This is a genomic window from Mycobacterium hippophais (assembly GCF_027529605.1).
Taxonomy (GTDB): Bacteria; Actinomycetota; Actinomycetes; order Mycobacteriales; family Mycobacteriaceae; genus Mycobacterium; species Mycobacterium arseniciresistens.
Genome location: NZ_JAPZPY010000011.1, coordinates 131,463 through 148,969, shown reverse-complemented (window position 1 = coordinate 148,969; position 17,507 = coordinate 131,463). Strand labels below are relative to the sequence as shown.

Genomic DNA, 17,507 nt, shown 5'->3' with positions numbered 1-17,507 from the left:
TAACGGCGGAATTCGATAAGCGCACCCACAGATCGCGCCGGATTCCTCAGAATCTCCGCCCGGCTCTTAAATGATCGTGATGTGCGGAGTGATCGAATTGTTACCTTCGAATGCCCGCGATGAGGACGTCGACGAGGCCGTCGAAGCGCCGATCGGGATCGCCCGGCGTGAGCATGCGGTACAGCGTGACGCCGATGACGGCCTCGGCGGCCGCCTCGAGGTCGGCGTCGGCACGTACCTGCCCGGCCTGCACGCCACGGCGGAAGCGCTCGCGGATCGCCTCGTGCTGCGGGCCCGTCAACTGGCGGTAGAGCGTCTCGCCGTCCTGCGGGTCGTCGGCGGCCGCCGCGGCCAGGGCGCGCACCAGTGCCGCGTTGTCCGGGGTGGCGAGGAAGGCGGTGTAGCCGCTCAACCACGAGGTCAGGTCGGCGGCCAGGTCGCCGGAGTCCGGCAGGTCCGCCGTCGAGGCGCTGCGGTAGGCGCTCAGTACCGCCTCGGCCACCAGCGGCGCCTTGGACGCCCAGCGCCGGTAGACGGTCTGCTTCCCCACGCCGGCCCGCGCGGCGACCCGCTCCATCGACACCTCGGCGTAGCCGTTCTCGGCCAGGAGTTGCCTGGTGGCGGCGAGTATCGCGCCGTGCGCCGCCGTGCTCCGCGGCCGGCCGAGGCGGGGTTCCGGCATGCCCGGAGCCTAGAGGAGGTACTGTCAGACATACGAGACAAATCGTCTCGTAATGTTGGGAGGCGACATGCGGCGCGATGTCCTGCTCGTCATCGGGGTCGGCGGAATGGGTGCGGCGATCGCCCGCCGCCTCGGCCCCGGCCGGACCGTCCTGCTGGCCGATCGCGACGACGACGCGCTGCACACCGTCGCCGCAGCGCTGGCCGACGCGGGCCATCACGTCGAGACCCACGCCGTCGACGTCTCGTCCGCCGACTCGGTCACGGCGCTGGCCGAGGCCGCCACCGGCCTCGGCGACCTCACCCACATCGCGCACACGGCAGGACTGTCCCCGGCTCAGGCCGACACCGCGGCGATCCTGGCCGTCGACCTCCTCGGAGTGGCCCTCGTGCTGGACGCCTTCGGCGAGACGGTGGCCCCCGGTGGCGCCGGTGTGGTGGTGGCCAGCATGGCCGGCCGCCTGTTCCCCGCGCTGCCTGCCGAACAGGCTCATGCGCTGGCGCACACGCCGGCGGACGAGCTGCTCCGGTTGCCGTTCCTCCGGCCGCCAGAGCTCACCGACCCCGGCCACGCCTACGGAGTGGCGAAGCAGGCCAACATGATCCGGGTACAGGCGGCCGCCGCCGCGTGGGGCAGGCGCGGCGCACGGATCAACTCCCTGAGCCCCGGCATCATCTCGACGCCGATGGGACAGCAGGAACTGAGCGCCGCCAACGGCGAGGGCGTGCGGGCGATGATCGAGGCATCGGCGACGGGCCGTGCCGGCACACCGGACGACATCGCGGCCGCCGCGGCGTACCTGCTCGGGCCGGAGTCGGCGTTCGTCACCGGAACCGACCTGCTGGTCGACGGCGGTGTGACGGCGTCTGTGCTGGCCGGAAGCGGCTAGCGGACCGCGCCGCCGCGCGGGATCTCCTCGGCGATGCGGTCCATCAGTGCGGTGTAGCGGTTCGCCTCCTTGTGCTGCCCGGGCTTACCGCTGCTGATCAGTCCGGCCGCGAGTCCGCGCTCCGGGTCGGCCCACACCGCGACGTTGGTCAGGCCGAGGTTGCCGAACGCCGAAGGGGCGTTGCGACCGAACGGGCCGAAGCGCTTCGACCCGAGCATGTAGCCGGTGCCCCAGCGCAGCGGCATCAGCCCCACCGCGACGTCGGGGCGCAGCCGCCGGCACGGCCGGGTGGCCGCGTAGAGGGTCTCCGGTGCCGTCACCCGCACACCGTCGAGTTCGCCGCCGCGACGCAGCAGCTCGGCGAACCGGGACAGCTCGTCGGCGGTGGAGACCGTGTTGGACGACGGCAGCACGCTGGTCAGATATTGCGGGCTGTTCGAGAACGGGATGATCTTGTGCAGCGGCCCGCCGGTGGCCAGCTGGAAGATCTTCTGCATCGGCGCGGGCAGCGGAACGCCCGTCGCATGGCTCGGCGCGACTTTCGGGACGTCCTGCGGTGCGACGCCGTAGTTGGTCCACCGGAAGCCCAGTGGTTCGAGGATGTCGGTGGCCAGGATGTCGCGGATGTTGCGTCCGGCGGCCGCGCCGACGATCTCCCGGATCAACGGGCCCCATGTGAGCCCGTGGTAGATGTGCACCAGCCCGGGGCGGTGCAGCGGCCGCAGGCTGCCGAGCATCTGACGGGTGTACTCGCTGTCGTCCATGCGCTTGAGGTCGACGCGGGGGCCGGTGTAGATGGGCACGCCGGCGCTGTGCGTCATGACGTGCCGGATCGTGGTGCGTTCCTTGCCGTAGCCGGTGTACTCCGGCAGGTGGTCGCACACGCGGTCGTCGAGCGACAGCACGCCCTGCTCGACGAGCATGTGCACCACCGTCGTGGTGACGAACTTGGCGGCGGAGTACGCGCAGAACGGCGTGTCCGGGGCGACGGGCACCTTCTCGGCATCCGGCGGATCGCCGGGACCGTTGCCCCAGCCGTGGCCGATGGCCCGGTTCAGCACGATCTTGCCGTTGTGACGCAGGCACAGCTGGATCGCGGGATGCATCCCGGCGGCGTACCAGTACCGCACCGCCGCCCAGATCCGCTCGACGGCCGCCGGGTCGATGCCGGAGTGGTCCTCGGCGCCGGCAGTCGTGACGGCGTCCAGATCGGCCGGGACGCGGATCCGGCCGTCGGCGGGTGCTTCGAGCTGCGGTTCGGCCACGTCGACAGGCTAACCGCACCGATCGGGCGGATGAATTCATCGCACCGGTACAACAACTTTCGACCTCTGACAAGCGGTGACGCGGGTGTCGGGACGAATAGTGACCTATGCAACACCGCGGATGGTTTTAACGCCCCCGCAACACCGGGTAGCCCAAGGACAGGTGCAAACCGGCGCCGACAGAAATGCCGTCAACGCCGAAGGGGCGAACCATATGACTACTGCAGAAACCACCACCTTGCTCGCGCAGCTCCGAACGCTGCTCGACCTGACCTCCACCGAGATCCAGGTGGCCGAGACCCGGGTCGCACAGGCCCGTACCGACGCCGTGCGGCGCGAGCTCACCGAGAACGCGTCGAACGGCCGCGAGCGCGCCGAGGCCATCGAGCAGGCCATCCGCGACCTCGGGGGCTTCCCCGACGTCATCGGCCCGTTCCTGGGTCGTGCCGCGGCCGCCGTCAAGGCCCTCACCGAGCAGGCGCAGCCGTTCGACGAGGCGCTGCTGGGCGACCTGGCGCTCGAGCACCAGCTGCTCGACCGGGCCCGCTACACCAAGGCGCTGGCCGTCGCGGCCCGCAACAAGGACGTCGAGAACCTGGCCACCCGGCTGATCACCGCACATGCGGCGACCGTCGACTGGCTCACCACCGTGCTGGCCGAGGACGCGCTCGGCGGACCGGCCGCGCTGCGCCGCACGCCGATCCAGGCGTTCACCGGTGCGACCGTCAAGCTGGTCAACGTGCCGGTGACCTGGACCACCCGCGGTATCGACCGTGCGCTGGACTCCGTGCGTTCGGTGCCGCCGGCGCTCAACGACCTGCGCAACCGGGGCGTGAACGCCGGTGAGATCGCCGCCAAGACGATCAGCGCGTCGCGCGACGCCGCACTGAACGCCGCCGAGCGGGTCACCCGCCAGGAAGGTGCCGACGACACGGCCGACGCGCTGCACAACGCCCGGTCGGCCACCGGCGTGCTGGACGCGTCCGAGCTCCCGATCGCGGACTACGACGACCTCAACGTCAGCCAGGCCGTGGCCGCGGTGAAGGACCTCGAGGACGCCGCCGACATCCGGGCGGTCATCCACTACGAGGAGGCCCACAAGAACCGGCAGAGTGTCGTGTCCGCCGCGCAGACGCGCGTCGCCGACATCGCCAAGGAGATCGTGGGCATCAACAGCTAGGTCTCACACGAGAGGCAGAACCCCGGCGACCACGGTCGCCGGGGTTTTCTCGTGCCTGGGTCATGCCGGCCAGTGCGGCGACCGGCCGAGGTGGGCGACCAACAGGTCGAGGTCGGTGGCGCCGTCGCCGGCCTGCACCGCCCGACCGAACGGCGCTCCGGCGGCGGCACGCGTCTCGTCGTCGGGGACGATCCGCGCGACGGACAACGCCGCGGCCGCCACGTCGTCGTCGAGTGCGAACGGCCTGCCGAGGCTGCGTGCCACGTCCCAGCCGTGCACCGCGTAGTCGACGAAGTGCATGGCGATCGCCACCGACCCCGGGAACACTGCGTCGGGCCCGAATTCGGGAAGGGCGAACGATGCTTCGGGCACGCCGTCGGCGCTGAACGCGGTGAGCAGGTCCTCGGCCGCTGCGGTGTAGCTGCCCACCGGGTCGGCGGTGACGGCGGCGGTGACGCGGTCGGGATCCCACACCTGGAGCTCCGTCGCACCACCGCGCGCCGACGCGGCGAAACCGTGGTGCTGGACCGTCATGTGGGCGAGCAGCCGGCGCAGCGTCCAGTCGCCGCACGGGGTGGGCAGATCGAGATGTTCGGGGGTGACCGCCGTGACGGCGTCGACGGAGGCGAGCACGGCGCGGCGGTGCAGGGGACGGAGATCGGTATCGGTAAGCATAAGCAGATCGTATGCGCATGCGTACGATATGGCAATGCCTATACTCGCGCGGTGGCGGGACGGTCGAAGCGGCGCGACCTGGCGGCGATGCTGGCGCCGCTGGTGCGTGACACCATCGCGGCCGAACGTCCGGTGCTCGAGGCGCACGGCCTTTCCATGTGGGGCTACAGCGTGCTGGTCGCCCTCGACGAGTCCCCGATACGCACCCAGGCGGCCCTCGCCGAGGCCATCGGCGCGGACAAGACCCGGATCATCGCGACCCTCGACGAACTCCAGGCGCAGGGCTTCATCGAACGCCGTCCCGACCCGGCCGACCGGCGGGCGCGGCTGCTCGCGATCACCGGGCCCGGCCGCGCCGTCAAAGACGCTGCGCAACAAGAGATCCAGCAGGGCGAGGAACGCCTGCTCGGCGAACTGACCGACGCCGACCGCCGCGTCTTCCTCCGGGTGCTCGACCGGTTGTCGCGCCGCCCGTGAATCAGCGCGTCAGGAAACCCGCGTCCAGCTTCCACTCGGTGCCGGTGATGAACGCCGCCGCGTCGGACACCAGCCAGGCCACCGCGCCGGCCACATCGGCCGGTTGCAGCAGCGGGATGGGCAGCGCGTTCTGCTGGCTCAGCAGCCACGGGTCGGCCGACTCGAAGAGCGCCATCGTGGTCTCGTTGAGGATCATGTCGGTGGCCACGCCACTGGGGTGAATGGTGTTGACGCGGATCGACTCCGGCGCGAGCTGACTCGCCCAGCCCTGCATCAGCGCGACCAGGGCGCGCTTGGACGCCGAGTAGGCCTGCAGGCCGGGCCGGTCGGTGCCGGACGCCTTGATGCCCGCCGTCGAGGAGGCCAGCACCACCGAGCCGCCGCGGCCACCGGCGAGCAGCGCGGGGATGGCGGCCTCGACGGTGTTCCACACCCCCACCAGGTTGACGTCGATGACGTCGCGGAAGATCCGCTCACGGTCCTCGCCGGAGGTCAGCCGGATGATGCCGGCGTTCGCGATGACGATGTCGAGGCGGCCGAACAGGGCGACGCCCTCGTCGACCACCGCGCGCACGGCGGCGCCGTCCCGAACGTCGGCCTGCCGGGCCAGGATCCGCCTGCCGTGCGCCTCCACCTCGCCGGCCGTCGCCGCGAGATCCTCCGGTGTCGAGCCTGGATAGTCGGTCGAGTCGAAGTCCGCGCAGACGTCGAGCGCGATGACGTCTGCGCCGGCCGCCGCGAGCCGGACCGCGTACGCGCGGCCCAGGCCGCGCGCCGCGCCGGTGACCAGCGCGACCCGGCCGTCGAGCGTCTGCTCAGCCATGGTTGTCCGGGCTGGGGAAGTTCACGTCCTTGGTGACTGGCTTCCACTCCTCGATCGAGGCCGACATGGCGGCCAGCTTGTCGCGGGTGGCATTGAGCACGTCGCGGCCGAGCAGCAGCCGCAGCGGAGGGTCGTCGAGGGTGGTGAGCATGAGCACCGCCTCGGCGACCTTGCGCGGATCGCCGGGCAGGTCGTTGGCGAACTGTTTGATCAGCGTCTTGCGTGCGCCGACGTGTTCGGCGTAATCGTCGACCGGAGTGGCGGACTCCTTCATCGACCGGGCCGCCCAGTCGGTGCGGAAGGCGCCCGGCTCGACGGCGCACACCTTGATGCCCAGTGGCTTGACCTCGGCGGCCAGCGCCTCGGTGAGCGCCTCGAGAGCGAACTTGGTCGACGAGTAGTACGCGTTGGGAGGGTTGGCCACCAGCCCGGTCATCGACGAGATGTTGACGATGTGGCCGCCGCGGCGGGCCCGCATCTGCGGCAGCACCGCCTTGATCATGTCGACGGCGCCGAAGTAGTTGGTGTCGAACAGCTTCCGCACCTCGGCGTCGTCACCCTCCTCCACGGCGGACATGTAGCCGTAGCCGGCGTTGTTCACCAGCACGTCGACTCCGCCGAACGCGTCGTCGGCGGCGGCCACCGCGGCCGCGATCTGGCCCTTGTCCGTCACGTCCAGAGCGACCGGCACGGCGCGGTCACCGAAGGTGCCGGCGAAGTCCGCGACGGCCTCGGCGCGCCGCGCCGTCACCACCACGCTGTGCCCGTTCTCCAGTGCGACACGGGCGATCTCGCGTCCGATGCCGGTCGAGCATCCGGTGATGAGCCAGCGCGCCACGTCAGACCGTCCCTTCCGGAAGGCGCCGCAGATACGCCGCCCGCCGTGCCGCCAGTTCCCCGGCGCGTTCCTCCGGTGTCACCCGATCGAGTCCGGGCACCTCGGCGTCCAGATCGTCGAGCTTGACCACCCGGCCGCGGGCACCGAGATCCTCGCGCGGGCCGTCCGGCCCGAACTCGGCCATCCGCAGCGTCAGGATGCCCTCGTTCAGGCCGTCGGTGTCGATCCAGTTGCGGGTGCCCGGATCGGTGGCGGAGATGACGTAGGTGTAGCCGCCGCCCTCGCCCGGATGCGACTGCGCCTTGTTGAGACTGCCGGTGCGGTCCACGATCTCGAGGGTGGTGCCCCAGATGTTGCTCAATGGCACGGTGAAGTACTCGGCGCCGCCGTCGTCGACGTCCACCACGAACGCCTCGTCGGGTCGCAGGTCGAACCGGCCCATCACGTACACCTGGTTGCGCATGGCGCCGGCCCGGTCCGCCGACCATGCCAGGTCGAAGTGGTTGGCCGGCATCTTGTACACACCGTGGCTGAGCTTGCCGGTGAAGTTCGCGAAGTGCGCCATCATCGCCGCGGTGGCCTCGGCTTGTTCGTCGAGTGTGCGGGCCGACCCCGCGGGCGGCCCGCCGAGGCGCTCGACGGTGAGGTGGTTCGGGTCGTCGCGGCCCCAGTCGAGCAGCACGTCGCGGATGTAGAACTCGTGCGCCTCCGGCGTGGAGCGCACGTGGTTGGGCCTGCCGTTCGCGGGTTCGGGGTCCACGGTGATGGTGAACGACCCGTCGGACTCCACCTCCATGGTGCGGCCGTTGAGCACGTCGACGGTGCCCATGTTCGCGTCCCACAGCGTGAAGTAGTTCTCGGTCATCCGGTGTTCGCCGACGCGGCCGCGGATCTCGTAGCGTTCGTCGCCGCTGATCGGGATCACCCGGTACACGCTGTCGGGATTGTCGATGCCCCAGCGTGTTCCGGGGATGGTGCGGCCCGCCAGCGGGTGCGCCAGCCGGGTGATGCAGGTGACCTTGGGCCGCAGCGGGTCCTGGTTCGACGACCACACGGCCGCGGAGAACATCACCTCGGCGAACGCGGCGTCGAAGCGCTCCCGCATGGCGGACGACGGCTTCGCGCGGGACAGCCACTTCTCAGCGACCGAGCTGTAGGCGGCCCGCACGGTCGGGTGCGCGGTCAACTCGAGGGCGGCCAGTTCGTGCTCGTGCTGCGCCGCGGTCGCGACGGGGTGGTCGGTCATCAGGTCCTCGGATGTCGGAAGCGGGAGTTGTACGCCGCGAAGCGGTCGTCGATCTGGGCCTCGGTGAGCCCGTAGTCCTGCAGCGAGTACGGCGGACGCTGCGGCGCGCGCGGCCGGTCGACGAGCCACCGGCGCATGGCCGCCTCGGCCTCGGCGGTCAGGGGCAGGCTGATGGCGTCGTACACCAGGGCGACCGCTGCGATCGGGTCGTCGACCGCGTCGGCGTAGGCGATGTCGGTGACGCGTGCGGCGGGCCACTGCGCGCGCACGGTCATGGCCCGGTCGGTGGTCCAGCCCATCCGCTCCAGCCACTGCGTGCCGACGCGGTGCCGGTCCACCGTGTCGGCGTGCATGGCGTGCAATGTCGCGTTGAGGCTGGCGCCCGAGGCGACGGTCTCCCGGGGGTCGCGGTGCATGTGCACCACGTGCAGATCGGGGAACTGCGCACGCAGAGCGTCGAGGTAGCCGAGGTGGGCAGGCGACTTCAGCACCCAGCGCTGCGCAGTGATCCCGGCACGACGCTTCTGCCACTGCAGGAACTGCAGCATGCGGTGCAGGTACGCGTACGCGGGCGTGAAATCCTGCGTGTCGATCCACGACCGGTACCGCGGCACGTGCGCACCGGACTCGGGCACGTGGGACAGGAACGCGTCGGACAGGAAGACGATCTCCTCCTCCGGTTCCCGCGCGTACATCGGGTGGATGGCGAACAGCTCCGGCGCGAGCTCGCGCGTCCTGGCCTCCCTGGCCTCGCTGACGGCGATCCTGTAGTCGGGCCCCGACCAGTCGTGGTCGAGGCGGGGCGCCACCTCGACCACCTCCCAGCCGTAGGCGCAGTGCAGGCTCGGATCGGCCGCCAGCAGCCGCTGCATCAGCGTGGTGCCGCTGCGCATCATGCCGACCACCACGATCGGCGCGGCGATCACCTCGTCGAGGATCTCGGGGTGCCTGCGGATCCACTCCTGGGCGCGCAGCCGCATCCGCAGGCTGTGCACGATGCCCGAACGCAGGATGTGCAGGCCGATCTCGTTGAGGTCGGCCGCGGCGTAGTCGTCGAGCAGGACGGCCAGTGGCTCGGAGAACGGCAGCGGCCCCCAGTCCTCGAGACCTTCCTTCTGCTGCGCGGCCGACATCACCGCCGTGACGTCGAAGGAGGCGGCCTGCGCCGTGCCGGTCACCACTTGAGGTGGTGACTCATGTCGCCGGCCTGGTCGACGAACATGGTGCGGGAGTCGAACCACCAGCGCCCGTCGACCCGGTGGAACGTGTCGTGGTAGCGCCCGGTGACGATCACCTGCAGCGGCAGGTCGGGTGTGGCCTGCGTGACGAGGTAGTACGACCTGGCCGACGCGCTGCCCGCGGACTCGTCGACCTCGATCCGCACGTTGGTGGTGTGGTGATGGGTCTTGGGGGTGCCGTCCTCGTAGAGCCGGGTCGCCATGTCGTACATCTGCCGCACCCGGGCCGTGCCCTCGAACACCGTCTCCGGCGGGCCGTTCTCCACACCGCAGATCCGCCCGTGCGCGAACAGGTCGGCCACCGCGCCGAGATCGCCGGCGTCGACCCGCTCGGCATAGGAGTAGATCAGGTTCTCGATTTCGCGTGCGCTGTCGGTCATGCGGATTGCCCCGTCGTGAGAGATGCGCGAACGACGTTCTGGCGCAAGGGCGACCCCGCAATCCGGCCATGAGGGCCGTCATGGCCAGCCGTACTACTGGCTCTAGTCAATTAACCAGCAGTGAAAACCGGTGTCAACGGCCGGGGCCGGTCCGGTGCGGTGCCCGCACCCGGCTACCCTCACACCGTGACCACACCGTGGGCGCCGAGCCGACTCGGCAACCTGACCGGCAAACGGATCGTCGTCACCGGAGCCACCAGCGGCGTGGGCCTCGGCACCGCACACGCGCTGGCCGCGGCAGGAGCGCACGTGATCATGGCGGTCCGCAACACCGAGCTCGGCGCACAGCGCGCGGCGGAGATCGGCGGCTCCACCGAGGTCCGCAAGGTCGACCTCTCCGACCAGGCGTCGGTGCGGGCGTTCTGCGCGGACCTCGACGGCGAGATCGACATCCTGATCAACAACGCGGGCGCGCTCACCCAGGCCCGGACCGACACCGTCGACGGCTTCGAGGCCACGATCGGCACCAATCTGCTCGGACCGTTCGCGCTGACCAATCTGCTGTACGACCGGATCCGGTCGCAGATCATCAACGTCGGCTCCGACGCGCACCGCCGGGCGACGCTCCGGCTCGACGACATGCACCTGCGCACCAGCAAGTGGACCGTGATGGGCGCCTACGCCCGCTCGAAGCTGGCCGTGATGATGTGGGGCCTTGAACTGGACCGCCGGCTGCGGGCGGCGAACTCGCCCGTCGTCACCCAGCTCACCCATCCGGGCTGGGTGGCCTCCAACATCTCCCAGGTGGCCGACACGCCGTTGATGGCGGTGGCGCACAAGGCGGTCAAGGCCGTCGCCGACGTGCTGGCCAACGACATCGACGCGGGCGCCGCGCCGACGCTGTACTGCATCAGCGAACCCATCCCGCCCGGCAGCTTCGTCGGGGTGAGCGGCCGCTTCGGCCTCCGGGGCGGCCCCGTGCTCGTCGGCCGCAGCCCGCTGGCGTGTGACTACGCCGCGGCCAAGCGGGTGTTCGAGTTCGCCGAGCAGGAGACGAACACCACGCTGCCCGTCTGACCCTCAGATGCCGTAGCGCAGCTTGACGCTGCGGTAGCGGTCCTGCAACTGGGCGGTGCGCTGCGCCGGCGTCACCATCGCGGTGCCGGGCGGCAGCGCGTCGAGCAGGCCTGCGCGCGGCACCACCCGGGTGCGGAACACCGCGGCGTTCCGGCTCGCCAGGTTGCGGTAGGTCAGGTTGCCGTCCGAGAAGCCCTGCGTGTCAAGCCAGTTGTGCACCAGCGGATCGTCGTGCGACAGCACCAGCCGCACCATCCCGTCGTCGTCGACTGCTGTGCGGGCCGGGGTGTAGCTGACCGGCCGGTGCAGGAAGTCCATGCTCGAACCGAACACGCCCCCCATCCCGAACACCCAGAATCCGTCGTGGGCGTCCATCTCGACGATCAGCGCCTCGTCGGGCGCCAGCCGCCACACCATGTGCGCCGCCACCCGGCCGCGCTTGGCGTCGGCGTCGGAGTCCGCGGACTTGTCCGCCGGAAAGCGGTTGAGCTGCAACGGGTCACACACGCCGCCGGAGTACCGCCACGAATGCTCGGGCCAATCGCGCATCATGCCGGTGAGGAAGTCGGCGGCCCAGCCGAACGCCTCGGTCATCCGGTCGGCCGACGGCGGCGCAGGCGGCCCGGTCATACCCACCCGTTCGATCGTCAGCGTCGTCGGTGTCTCGTACCAGGTGTCGAAAGCCTCCCGCACGAACAGCTTCCGGCTGCCCGCGGTGGTGGGCAGCCAGTTGTGCGGGCGCTGCGGCCCGCCGACGTACACCTCGAAACGGCCGTCGGCGTCGGTGAGGATCTGGTGGCCGAACAGGTTCGCCTCGGGGAGGTCGCCGAAGGGTTCGTGCAGCGACGGCCAGTCGGTGCCGGGGATGGTCTGCGGCCGCGGCCCCTGCACGGTGATGTTCAGCCACCGCGCGGTGCCGCGGGTGCCGGTGAGCCGGTAGGTGTGCGCGCCGTCGATCCAGGCCTGCCGGTAGGTGAAGTCGGCGACGTCGCCGCCGAGCTTGCGGGTCGGCGTGCAGAACGGGTGCAGCTGCGGATACGCCGGGTCGCGGGTCTCCAGCGCCAGGTCGAAGGCCTGCCCGAGGTTCTGGGTGAGGAAGCGGAAGGCGTCGGCCCGCTGCACCGGTGTGCCGGGGTTGGCGTCCTTGAACGCCTGCGCCCCCGCGTCTTTCAGCCGGTCGCAGAAATCACGCCACGCCTCGTCGAGTGCGTCGTCGGCGGGTCCGTCGCGAAAGGCCACGCTGTTCAGGCTCCCAGGCGCGTCAACAGTTCGGACAGGTGGTGTGCTGCACGCGCGGTGGCAGGCGCGGCGCCCTCGGCGTCGATGCGCGGCCCCACCAGTTCGATGTCGAAGACGCCGCCGTAGCCGGTCGCCAGCACGTCGCCGAGAATCCGCGGCAGGTCGATCGTCCCGTCGCCGGGCACCGCCCGGCACGGCGCGGTGCGGTCGCCGAGCACGTAGTCGCTGACCTGGACCAGGCCGGTGTGCGGCGCGGCGCGCTCGATGAGCCCGCGCAAGCCGGCCTCCATCCAGCAGGCGTGCAGGTCGACGCACACGCCGATGCCCGCGCGTTCGGCCAGGGTGATCGCGTCGGACAGCGTGTGCGCCATGTGGATGTCGGCGTTGAACGGCGAGGCGTTCTCCACCAGCAGCCGCACCCCCGCGGCCTCGGCGGCCTCCCGGCCGTGGCCCAGCAGATCGGCGAACCGGTCCGCGGCCTGCTCCCACGTCAGCCCGCCGCGGCCGCCGGTGAGCAGGTACAGCCGCTCGGCGCCCAGTTCCGCGGCGGTGTCGACGGCATCGAGCAGCCGCCGGCCCGCCTCGCCGGTGTCGCGTTCGATGTCGGGGTGGACGGCGAAGACATGGTTGACCGCCGCGACGCGCGGCCCGCCGCGGCGCAGCGCGCGCCACGCCTCATCGGGCAGCGGGAACGCCTGGCTGACCAGTGTCATGTGCTGGATTTCCAGAGACCGGCAGTGCTCGACGAACACCTCGGTCGGCACACCCAGGAACGCCACCTGATGCAGGCAGAGACGGGAATGCACGGCTAGGAAAGCTTTTCGATGGGGACGCCGAAACGTTCCCGGAACGGGCGGAACTCCTCGTGCAGCGCGTCGAGGTCCTCGCCGATGTCGGTGAGCACGTCGGTGGAGTACCGGAACTTGCCGTGCCGGTCACCCTTGTTGGTGGCCAGATAGTCGCGCATCGCCGTCTCGGCGCCGGCGGTGAGCTCGCGGCCGGCGAACCCGTAGCAGCCGCGGACGGTGGCGACGGGGTCGGCGACGAAGTCCACGTACCGGACATGGTGGATGCGCGGATCGGCGGCGAGCGGGTTGGTCATGGTGTTGGCGATGCTGGCCCGCGTCATCTCCAGGTGGAACTTCGCCTCCGCGGCGAGGTCGACCGGGCCGACGAGCCCGTCGGCGATGTCGGCCATCATCATCGTGCGCGACGCCGCCACCTGCACCGGATCGCGGTGCAGCCAGACCAGCCGGGCGTCGGGATAGGCGTCGAAGAACTCCGCCAGCCGGAACCCGTGGAAACCCTTGCACACCCACTGTTTCGGCGGCCTGCCGTACTGCAGCTGCTGCAGCATGGCGCGGTGGATGCGGTACTGCGCTCCCGCGTCGGTCGGCAGGCCGGCCGCGAGCGTCTTCATCGGCACCCGCCACCACGCCGTCGGTGTCATCACCCGGAAGTCGAACGCCCACGTCCGCTCGTCCTCGGGCAGTCCGTCGCCGAGCATGTCGTTGTACGGATGGCTGTGCAGCCACTTGGGCAGCTTGGCGTTGATCTCCCGCCAGTCGTCGTCGGCGCGGGCCCGGCGGGGGTCGTCGGGGCCGGCGAGCCCCGGTGGCGGCGACGGGTACATCACCTCCCAGAACCGCAGCGCGCGGGCGTCGGGGTCGACCGACATCAACGCGTGCATCAGCGTTGTGCCGGAGCGGGGTTCGCCGGTGACGAACAGTGGTCGGTCGATCACCTCGTCGCCGATCGGGTGACGGCGGCGGTCTTCGAAGAATTCCAGCCGGGACGTCAGCAGCCACCGGCACACGTCGGCGGCCTGCCGCCGTCCGGCGTCGTCCAGGCCCGCGGTGTTGAGGTGGTCCACCGCCACGCCGAAACGGGCGGGCAGGGTGTCGTCGCCCCAGTCCGTCAGGCCGGTGTCCCGGCACGCGTCATCGAGCATCTGCTTGGCGTCGAGTGCGTTGCGCGACACCGTGATCGGTGCGGGGGCGGCGGCGGAATCGTCGAGCAGCGCCAGCAGCAGGTCCTCGGTCTCGCTGACCTTGGCCGCCGATGCGGCGCCGTAGGCCAGCCCGGCCATGGCGCCGTACTCCATCAGCTTGAACACCCGCATGCCTGCGTCGGCGAATTCCTTGAGCCGGCGCGCGACCTGGCTCGGGGTGCCACACGGGAAGATCTCGCGGATGGCCTGGGTGTCCACCTCGTCGCAGAACCGCAGGATGTTCTCCCGGGACAGCTTCACCGGGTCGAAATCCTGGACGCCGCGCCAGTTCTCGCCCATCGGATGCCGGTGCCCGAAGGCCCGGAGGTCCGCCGCGGTCAGCAGCAGCAGGATCGATTTCACCAGCGGCGCGCGCAGCATCTCGGCGATCTCGTCGTCGTCGCCGATCAGGCAGATCTGCGTCAGCGCGGGCACGATCGCCATCGGGTCGCGGCCGGCGCGGTCGGCGGCGGCCCGCACGGCGGCGAGCTTGGCGGCGTAGTCCTCCGGGGTGTAGGCGCCCATCGGCCACCAGCCGTCGGCGTGCCTGCCGGTGAGTTCGAGCATGCGGGGCCCGGCGGCGCCGATCCACAGCGGCGGGCAGCGGCCGTCGACGTGCGCGGTGTCGAGGCGGGCGTGGTCGAGGCGGTAGAACTCGCCGTGGAAGTCGACCGGGCCCTCGCTGTCCCACAGCAGCCGGATCACCCGGATCGACTCCTCGAGACGGCTGACGGGCCGGGCGAAGTCGAAACCGTAGGGGACGATGTTCTCGAGTTCACCGGATCCGAGGCCGAGGATGAAGCGGCCGTTCGACAGGTGATCGAGGGTGAGCGCCGTCTGGGCGAGCAGCGCGGGATGCCTGCGCACCGTGTCGACGACGCTGGTGGCCAGTGGCGTGCGTTCGGTGAGCACGGCCGCCGCCGCAGCGACGGCCATGGCGTCGAGGTTCTGGTGTGGCGAGGGTGAGGCGGTCGCCAGGTCGGTGAACTCCGGTGTCCAGATCGCGTCCGGCCAGAAGCTGACCATGTGGTCGGGGATCCAGATGGAGTGGTACCGGCCGGAGTCGTACGCGCCGAGCTGGTCGAGCCCGAGCGGCAGCGTGGTGCGCAGGAACGCGGCCGGTTGCACCTTCATCGCGGCACGCTTGAACAGGGGCTGTTGAGCACTCGCACAGCATACGAGTCCCGCCCCTCTCGCCGCGGCAACTTCCAGCGTCCAGGTCGTCAGGGGTCCGCGAGAGCTACGTACGTCGGCGTTGCTGTGCGTTGATGTCGGCGTCGAAGACGGCCGGGGAGTGGGCGGGCGGCTCACCGCCGGCCGGCCGAGGGCCCGACCCGGCCACCGGAGTGGCAGGAACGCCTGAATGCGCTGGACCCGCGGCTGCCGGGTACCTGCGCGACGCGATGCGCGCCCTCGCCGGCACCCGGCCGCAGAAGGGCCGATCCGGGCCGCGCAGGCACCGGCTGTCGCAGGCGTCACAGGGTGCGGGTGCCAACGTTAGGGAAACCCCCGATTCCTTCACCCCCGGTGCACGTCAAGACTTGGCGACAAGGGACACGTGCGGCGCGGCGAATAGACAATCGCGTCACGAAGGGGGAGGGGACAGCATGATCCAGCAGACGGAGGAGCGGCGGGTAACCGGGGAGCACCGCCCGAGTCTGATCGGGCAGTTCGGGGGGCCGCGGCCGCTGGAACAGCGCACCATCGGCGGGCGCACCGCCAGCGAGGTTCCGGGACTCGACATCGGGGAGCTGCGGTCGTGGCAGAACTTCCTCGACGCGTCGCTGCGGCTGACGGCCCGGCTCAACCGGGTGCTGTCCGACGCGCACCAGGTGGGACTGTCCGACGTGCGGCTGCTGCAGCGGCTGCACAAGTCCGACACCGGCTCGGCGAGGATGGGGGACCTCGCCGATGCACTCGTGGTGTCGGCCAGCCGGATCAGCCGCCAGGTCGGCCGGCTCGAGGACAAGGGCCTGGCCAAGCGGATGCCGAGCGAGAAGGACGGCCGCAGCGTGCTGGCCACCATCACCGAGAAGGGCAGTGCCCTGCTCGAGGAGGCGATGCTGACCTACGGCGAGGCGATCCGCGCGCACTACCTCCAGCAGCTCTCGCGGCCGCAGACCGCGGCGATGGCGGAGAACTGCCGGCGGATCAACGCGGCGCTGATGTGCGAGGACACCATCTGAGCCGGCCGGCTCAGTCGAACGCGTTCGGCTCGCCCAGCATCCGCAGAGGCGGGTTGCGCACATAACGGGCCTGATTGCCGCCGGCGACGCGTGCCTCGAGCATGGCTGCGGTGGCGATGCCGATCACCTCGTCGAGCACCTCGTCGGGTGGATGCAAGGTGAGCGGCCGCAGCGGGGTGCTGACCACCCCGATGCTCGCCGTCAGCCCTGACGGGGTGGTGGCGACCGCTCCGCGCAGCCGCTCCACCAGCGGAGACGCGTCGGCGGTGGTGAACGTGTCGGCGATCAGGAACTCCGCGTCGGCCTCCCCGGTGAGCACGTGGGCGATCACGGCGGTCTGCCGGACGTTCTCCCGCATCGTCTGCCCGACCGCCACCCGCACCTGGTTGCCGACGTGCACACCGCCGACGTCGACCCGCAGCGAGAAGCTGTCGATGCTGACGACGACCATCACGAAATAGCGGTCGTCGTCGCGGCTGCGCGACGCCAGCAGCGTGGCGGCCCGCAGTCCGAAGGCCTCGCGGTTCAGCAGCCCGGTGAGCGGCTCGATCTCGGCCTGGTCGATGTCGGTGACGATCAACCGGCTGGCGGTGCGGCAGGTGTAGATCACCACCACGTTGACCGTCGTCACCAGCACCGCTCCGACCACCGCCAGCGTGGCGTCGCCGGTCATCCGCAGGCCGAGCGTCAGCAGCGTGGCGGCGACCCCCACCCACACCACCGCGAGCAGTCGCAGCGAATGGAAGAAGGCGACGTATGCGGTGATGATCGCGAAGCACGTCGCCCCGAGCAGCCCCAGCAGCGGAACCGGCTGGACCAGGCAGCCCGCGGTGACCGCCAAAGTGCCGATCACGACGCTGGCCGCCGACTGACTGCGGCTGGGCCAGCGGCGGCGCAGCCACATCAGCCCGACGACCAGGCAGACCAGCGCGACGACGGCGGCGATCGTCCGGTCGCGGGCCGTCTGCGGTCCGATCGAGCTGGTGGTCAGGATCAGCGGCAACGCGCCGGCGACGATGACGGAACCCGCGATGACGCGACAGGTGCGCACCTGGGCGCCGCGCGCGGCGAGAATCGCCGTCAGCCAGTAGTAGTGGTCCGTGGGGACCACTCGCCTCGACGCCGTCATACCCGGGTCATCCCCATCCGAACTGTTCAAGCCCCCGGCCGCCCACCCATTGTCCCTATCGGCACCGGCGGCTTCTTCATTATCCGCGATTGCCGACGGACATGTTGACTGCCGGTTAGGGGACCCTTAGTTTGTGGTGATAGCTTTGCGCGAACCGGCTGGTGTGGACACGCCCGGTCCGGACTCCGCCCAC

At 70.7% G+C, this 17,507-nt stretch carries 17 protein-coding genes and 1 pseudogene; 5 read left to right on the top strand and 13 right to left on the bottom strand.

All coding sequences use genetic code 11. From position 1 onward, the window contains the following. Positions 1–100: 100 nt before the first annotated feature. Entirely contained in the window at positions 101–682 is a 582-nt protein-coding gene (locus O6P37_RS21640; protein ID WP_269896012.1) for a TetR/AcrR family transcriptional regulator, read from the bottom strand. A gap of 67 nt (positions 683–749) precedes the next feature. Here O6P37_RS21640 and O6P37_RS21635 point away from each other — a divergent pair, with 67 nt between their 5' ends. Further along, positions 750–1,571: an SDR family oxidoreductase gene (locus tag O6P37_RS21635; RefSeq protein ID WP_269896011.1), complete on the top strand. Its 822-nt coding sequence runs from the start codon at positions 750–752 to the stop codon at positions 1,569–1,571. Here the strand turns inward: O6P37_RS21635 and lipE are convergent. Next, the gene (gene lipE / locus O6P37_RS21630; RefSeq protein WP_269896010.1) at positions 1,568–2,836 is read right to left on the bottom strand and encodes a lipase LipE; all 1,269 of its coding nucleotides are present in this window, start codon (positions 2,834–2,836) and stop codon (positions 1,568–1,570) included. The genes O6P37_RS21635 and lipE overlap by 4 nt on opposite strands. A 214-nt stretch (positions 2,837–3,050) precedes the next feature. On the opposite strand from lipE, the gene O6P37_RS21625 reads away from it, so the two are divergent. Then, entirely contained in the window at positions 3,051–4,016 is a 966-nt protein-coding gene (locus tag O6P37_RS21625; protein WP_269896009.1) for a ferritin-like domain-containing protein, read from the top strand. Positions 4,017–4,076: 60 nt separating this feature from the next. Here the strand turns inward: O6P37_RS21625 and O6P37_RS21620 are convergent, their stop codons facing one another. After that, entirely contained in the window at positions 4,077–4,691 is a 615-nt protein-coding gene (locus O6P37_RS21620; protein ID WP_269896008.1) for a TIGR03086 family metal-binding protein, read from the bottom strand. A gap of 51 nt (positions 4,692–4,742) precedes the next feature. On the opposite strand from O6P37_RS21620, the gene O6P37_RS21615 reads away from it, so the two are divergent. Next, a complete protein-coding gene (locus tag O6P37_RS21615; RefSeq protein WP_269896007.1) occupies positions 4,743–5,168 on the top strand; it encodes a MarR family winged helix-turn-helix transcriptional regulator in 426 nt (141 codons plus the stop codon). Position 5,169: 1 nt separating this feature from the next. Here O6P37_RS21615 and O6P37_RS21610 read toward each other — a convergent pair whose 3' ends face one another. From O6P37_RS21610 to O6P37_RS21590, 5 genes are read right to left on the bottom strand one after another with little or no spacing between them, the layout of a single operon-like run. Further along, positions 5,170–5,991 (bottom strand): mycofactocin-coupled SDR family oxidoreductase, encoded by an 822-nt coding sequence (locus O6P37_RS21610; protein WP_269896006.1) that lies wholly within the window; start codon positions 5,989–5,991, stop codon positions 5,170–5,172. Beyond that, entirely contained in the window at positions 5,984–6,829 is an 846-nt protein-coding gene (locus O6P37_RS21605) for an oxidoreductase (RefSeq protein WP_269896005.1), read from the bottom strand. The genes O6P37_RS21610 and O6P37_RS21605 overlap by 8 nt, the downstream gene beginning before the upstream one ends. A gap of 1 nt (position 6,830) precedes the next feature. Next, positions 6,831–8,075: a hypothetical protein gene (locus O6P37_RS21600; protein WP_269896004.1), complete on the bottom strand. Its 1,245-nt coding sequence runs from the start codon at positions 8,073–8,075 to the stop codon at positions 6,831–6,833. Beyond that, positions 8,075–9,208: a sulfotransferase family protein gene (locus O6P37_RS21595; RefSeq protein WP_332909810.1), complete on the bottom strand. Its 1,134-nt coding sequence runs from the start codon at positions 9,206–9,208 to the stop codon at positions 8,075–8,077. The genes O6P37_RS21600 and O6P37_RS21595 overlap by 1 nt, the downstream gene beginning before the upstream one ends. A 41-nt stretch (positions 9,209–9,249) precedes the next feature. Next, positions 9,250–9,693 (bottom strand): nuclear transport factor 2 family protein, encoded by a 444-nt coding sequence (locus O6P37_RS21590; RefSeq protein ID WP_269896002.1) that lies wholly within the window; start codon positions 9,691–9,693, stop codon positions 9,250–9,252. 186 nt (positions 9,694–9,879) lie between these two features. Between O6P37_RS21590 and O6P37_RS21585 the strand changes: the two genes are divergently transcribed. Beyond that, complete coding sequence (locus O6P37_RS21585) at positions 9,880–10,770, top strand: SDR family NAD(P)-dependent oxidoreductase (protein WP_269896001.1); 891 nt, start codon at positions 9,880–9,882, stop codon at positions 10,768–10,770. Positions 10,771–10,773: 3 nt separating this feature from the next. On the opposite strand, the gene O6P37_RS21580 is transcribed toward O6P37_RS21585, so the two are convergent. The 4 genes and pseudogenes from O6P37_RS21580 to O6P37_RS21565 form a co-directional block, all read right to left on the bottom strand. Beyond that, positions 10,774–12,009, bottom strand: coding sequence for a DUF1214 domain-containing protein (locus O6P37_RS21580; protein WP_269896000.1), 1,236 nt, complete (start codon positions 12,007–12,009; stop codon positions 10,774–10,776). A gap of 5 nt (positions 12,010–12,014) precedes the next feature. Further along, complete coding sequence (locus O6P37_RS21575) at positions 12,015–12,815, bottom strand: sugar phosphate isomerase/epimerase family protein (RefSeq protein ID WP_269895999.1); 801 nt, start codon at positions 12,813–12,815, stop codon at positions 12,015–12,017. Between the two features lie 2 nt (positions 12,816–12,817). Continuing rightward, entirely contained in the window at positions 12,818–13,960 is a 1,143-nt protein-coding gene (locus tag O6P37_RS21570) for a sulfotransferase family protein (protein WP_269896084.1), read from the bottom strand. Positions 13,961–14,011: 51 nt separating this feature from the next. Next, positions 14,012–15,133: pseudogene (locus O6P37_RS21565) on the bottom strand (LLM class flavin-dependent oxidoreductase); the annotation flags it as partial. A gap of 473 nt (positions 15,134–15,606) precedes the next feature. Between O6P37_RS21565 and O6P37_RS21560 the strand changes: the two are divergent. Then, positions 15,607–16,185 carry a MarR family winged helix-turn-helix transcriptional regulator gene (locus O6P37_RS21560; RefSeq protein ID WP_264014956.1) on the top strand — a complete coding sequence of 193 codons (579 nt, stop codon included), beginning with the start codon at positions 15,607–15,609 and terminating at the stop codon, positions 16,183–16,185. A gap of 10 nt (positions 16,186–16,195) precedes the next feature. Here the strand turns inward: O6P37_RS21560 and O6P37_RS21555 are convergent, their stop codons facing one another. After that, complete coding sequence (locus O6P37_RS21555) at positions 16,196–17,296, bottom strand: GGDEF domain-containing protein (RefSeq protein ID WP_269895998.1); 1,101 nt, start codon at positions 17,294–17,296, stop codon at positions 16,196–16,198. Positions 17,297–17,507 lie beyond the last annotated feature (211 nt).

Excerpts from the sequence above, each read along its gene's own strand:
- O6P37_RS21620 (WP_269896008.1), bottom strand. The coding sequence starts at position 4,691 with ATGCTTACCGATACCGATCTCCGTCCCCTGCACCGCCGCGCCGTGCTC.
- O6P37_RS21570 (WP_269896084.1), bottom strand. The coding sequence starts at position 13,960 with ATGCTCGATGACGCGTGCCGGGACACCGGCCTGACGGACTGGGGCGAC.
- O6P37_RS21610 (WP_269896006.1), bottom strand. The coding sequence starts at position 5,991 with ATGGCTGAGCAGACGCTCGACGGCCGGGTCGCGCTGGTCACCGGCGCG.
- O6P37_RS21625 (WP_269896009.1), top strand. The coding sequence starts at position 3,051 with ATGACTACTGCAGAAACCACCACCTTGCTCGCGCAGCTCCGAACGCTG.
- O6P37_RS21635 (WP_269896011.1), top strand. The coding sequence starts at position 750 with ATGCGGCGCGATGTCCTGCTCGTCATCGGGGTCGGCGGAATGGGTGCG.
- O6P37_RS21560 (WP_264014956.1), top strand. The coding sequence starts at position 15,607 with ATGATCCAGCAGACGGAGGAGCGGCGGGTAACCGGGGAGCACCGCCCG.
- O6P37_RS21640 (WP_269896012.1), bottom strand. The coding sequence starts at position 682 with ATGCCGGAACCCCGCCTCGGCCGGCCGCGGAGCACGGCGGCGCACGGC.
- O6P37_RS21600 (WP_269896004.1), bottom strand. The coding sequence starts at position 8,075 with ATGACCGACCACCCCGTCGCGACCGCGGCGCAGCACGAGCACGAACTG.
- O6P37_RS21595 (WP_332909810.1), bottom strand. The coding sequence starts at position 9,208 with ATGTCGGCCGCGCAGCAGAAGGAAGGTCTCGAGGACTGGGGGCCGCTG.
- O6P37_RS21590 (WP_269896002.1), bottom strand. The coding sequence starts at position 9,693 with ATGACCGACAGCGCACGCGAAATCGAGAACCTGATCTACTCCTATGCC.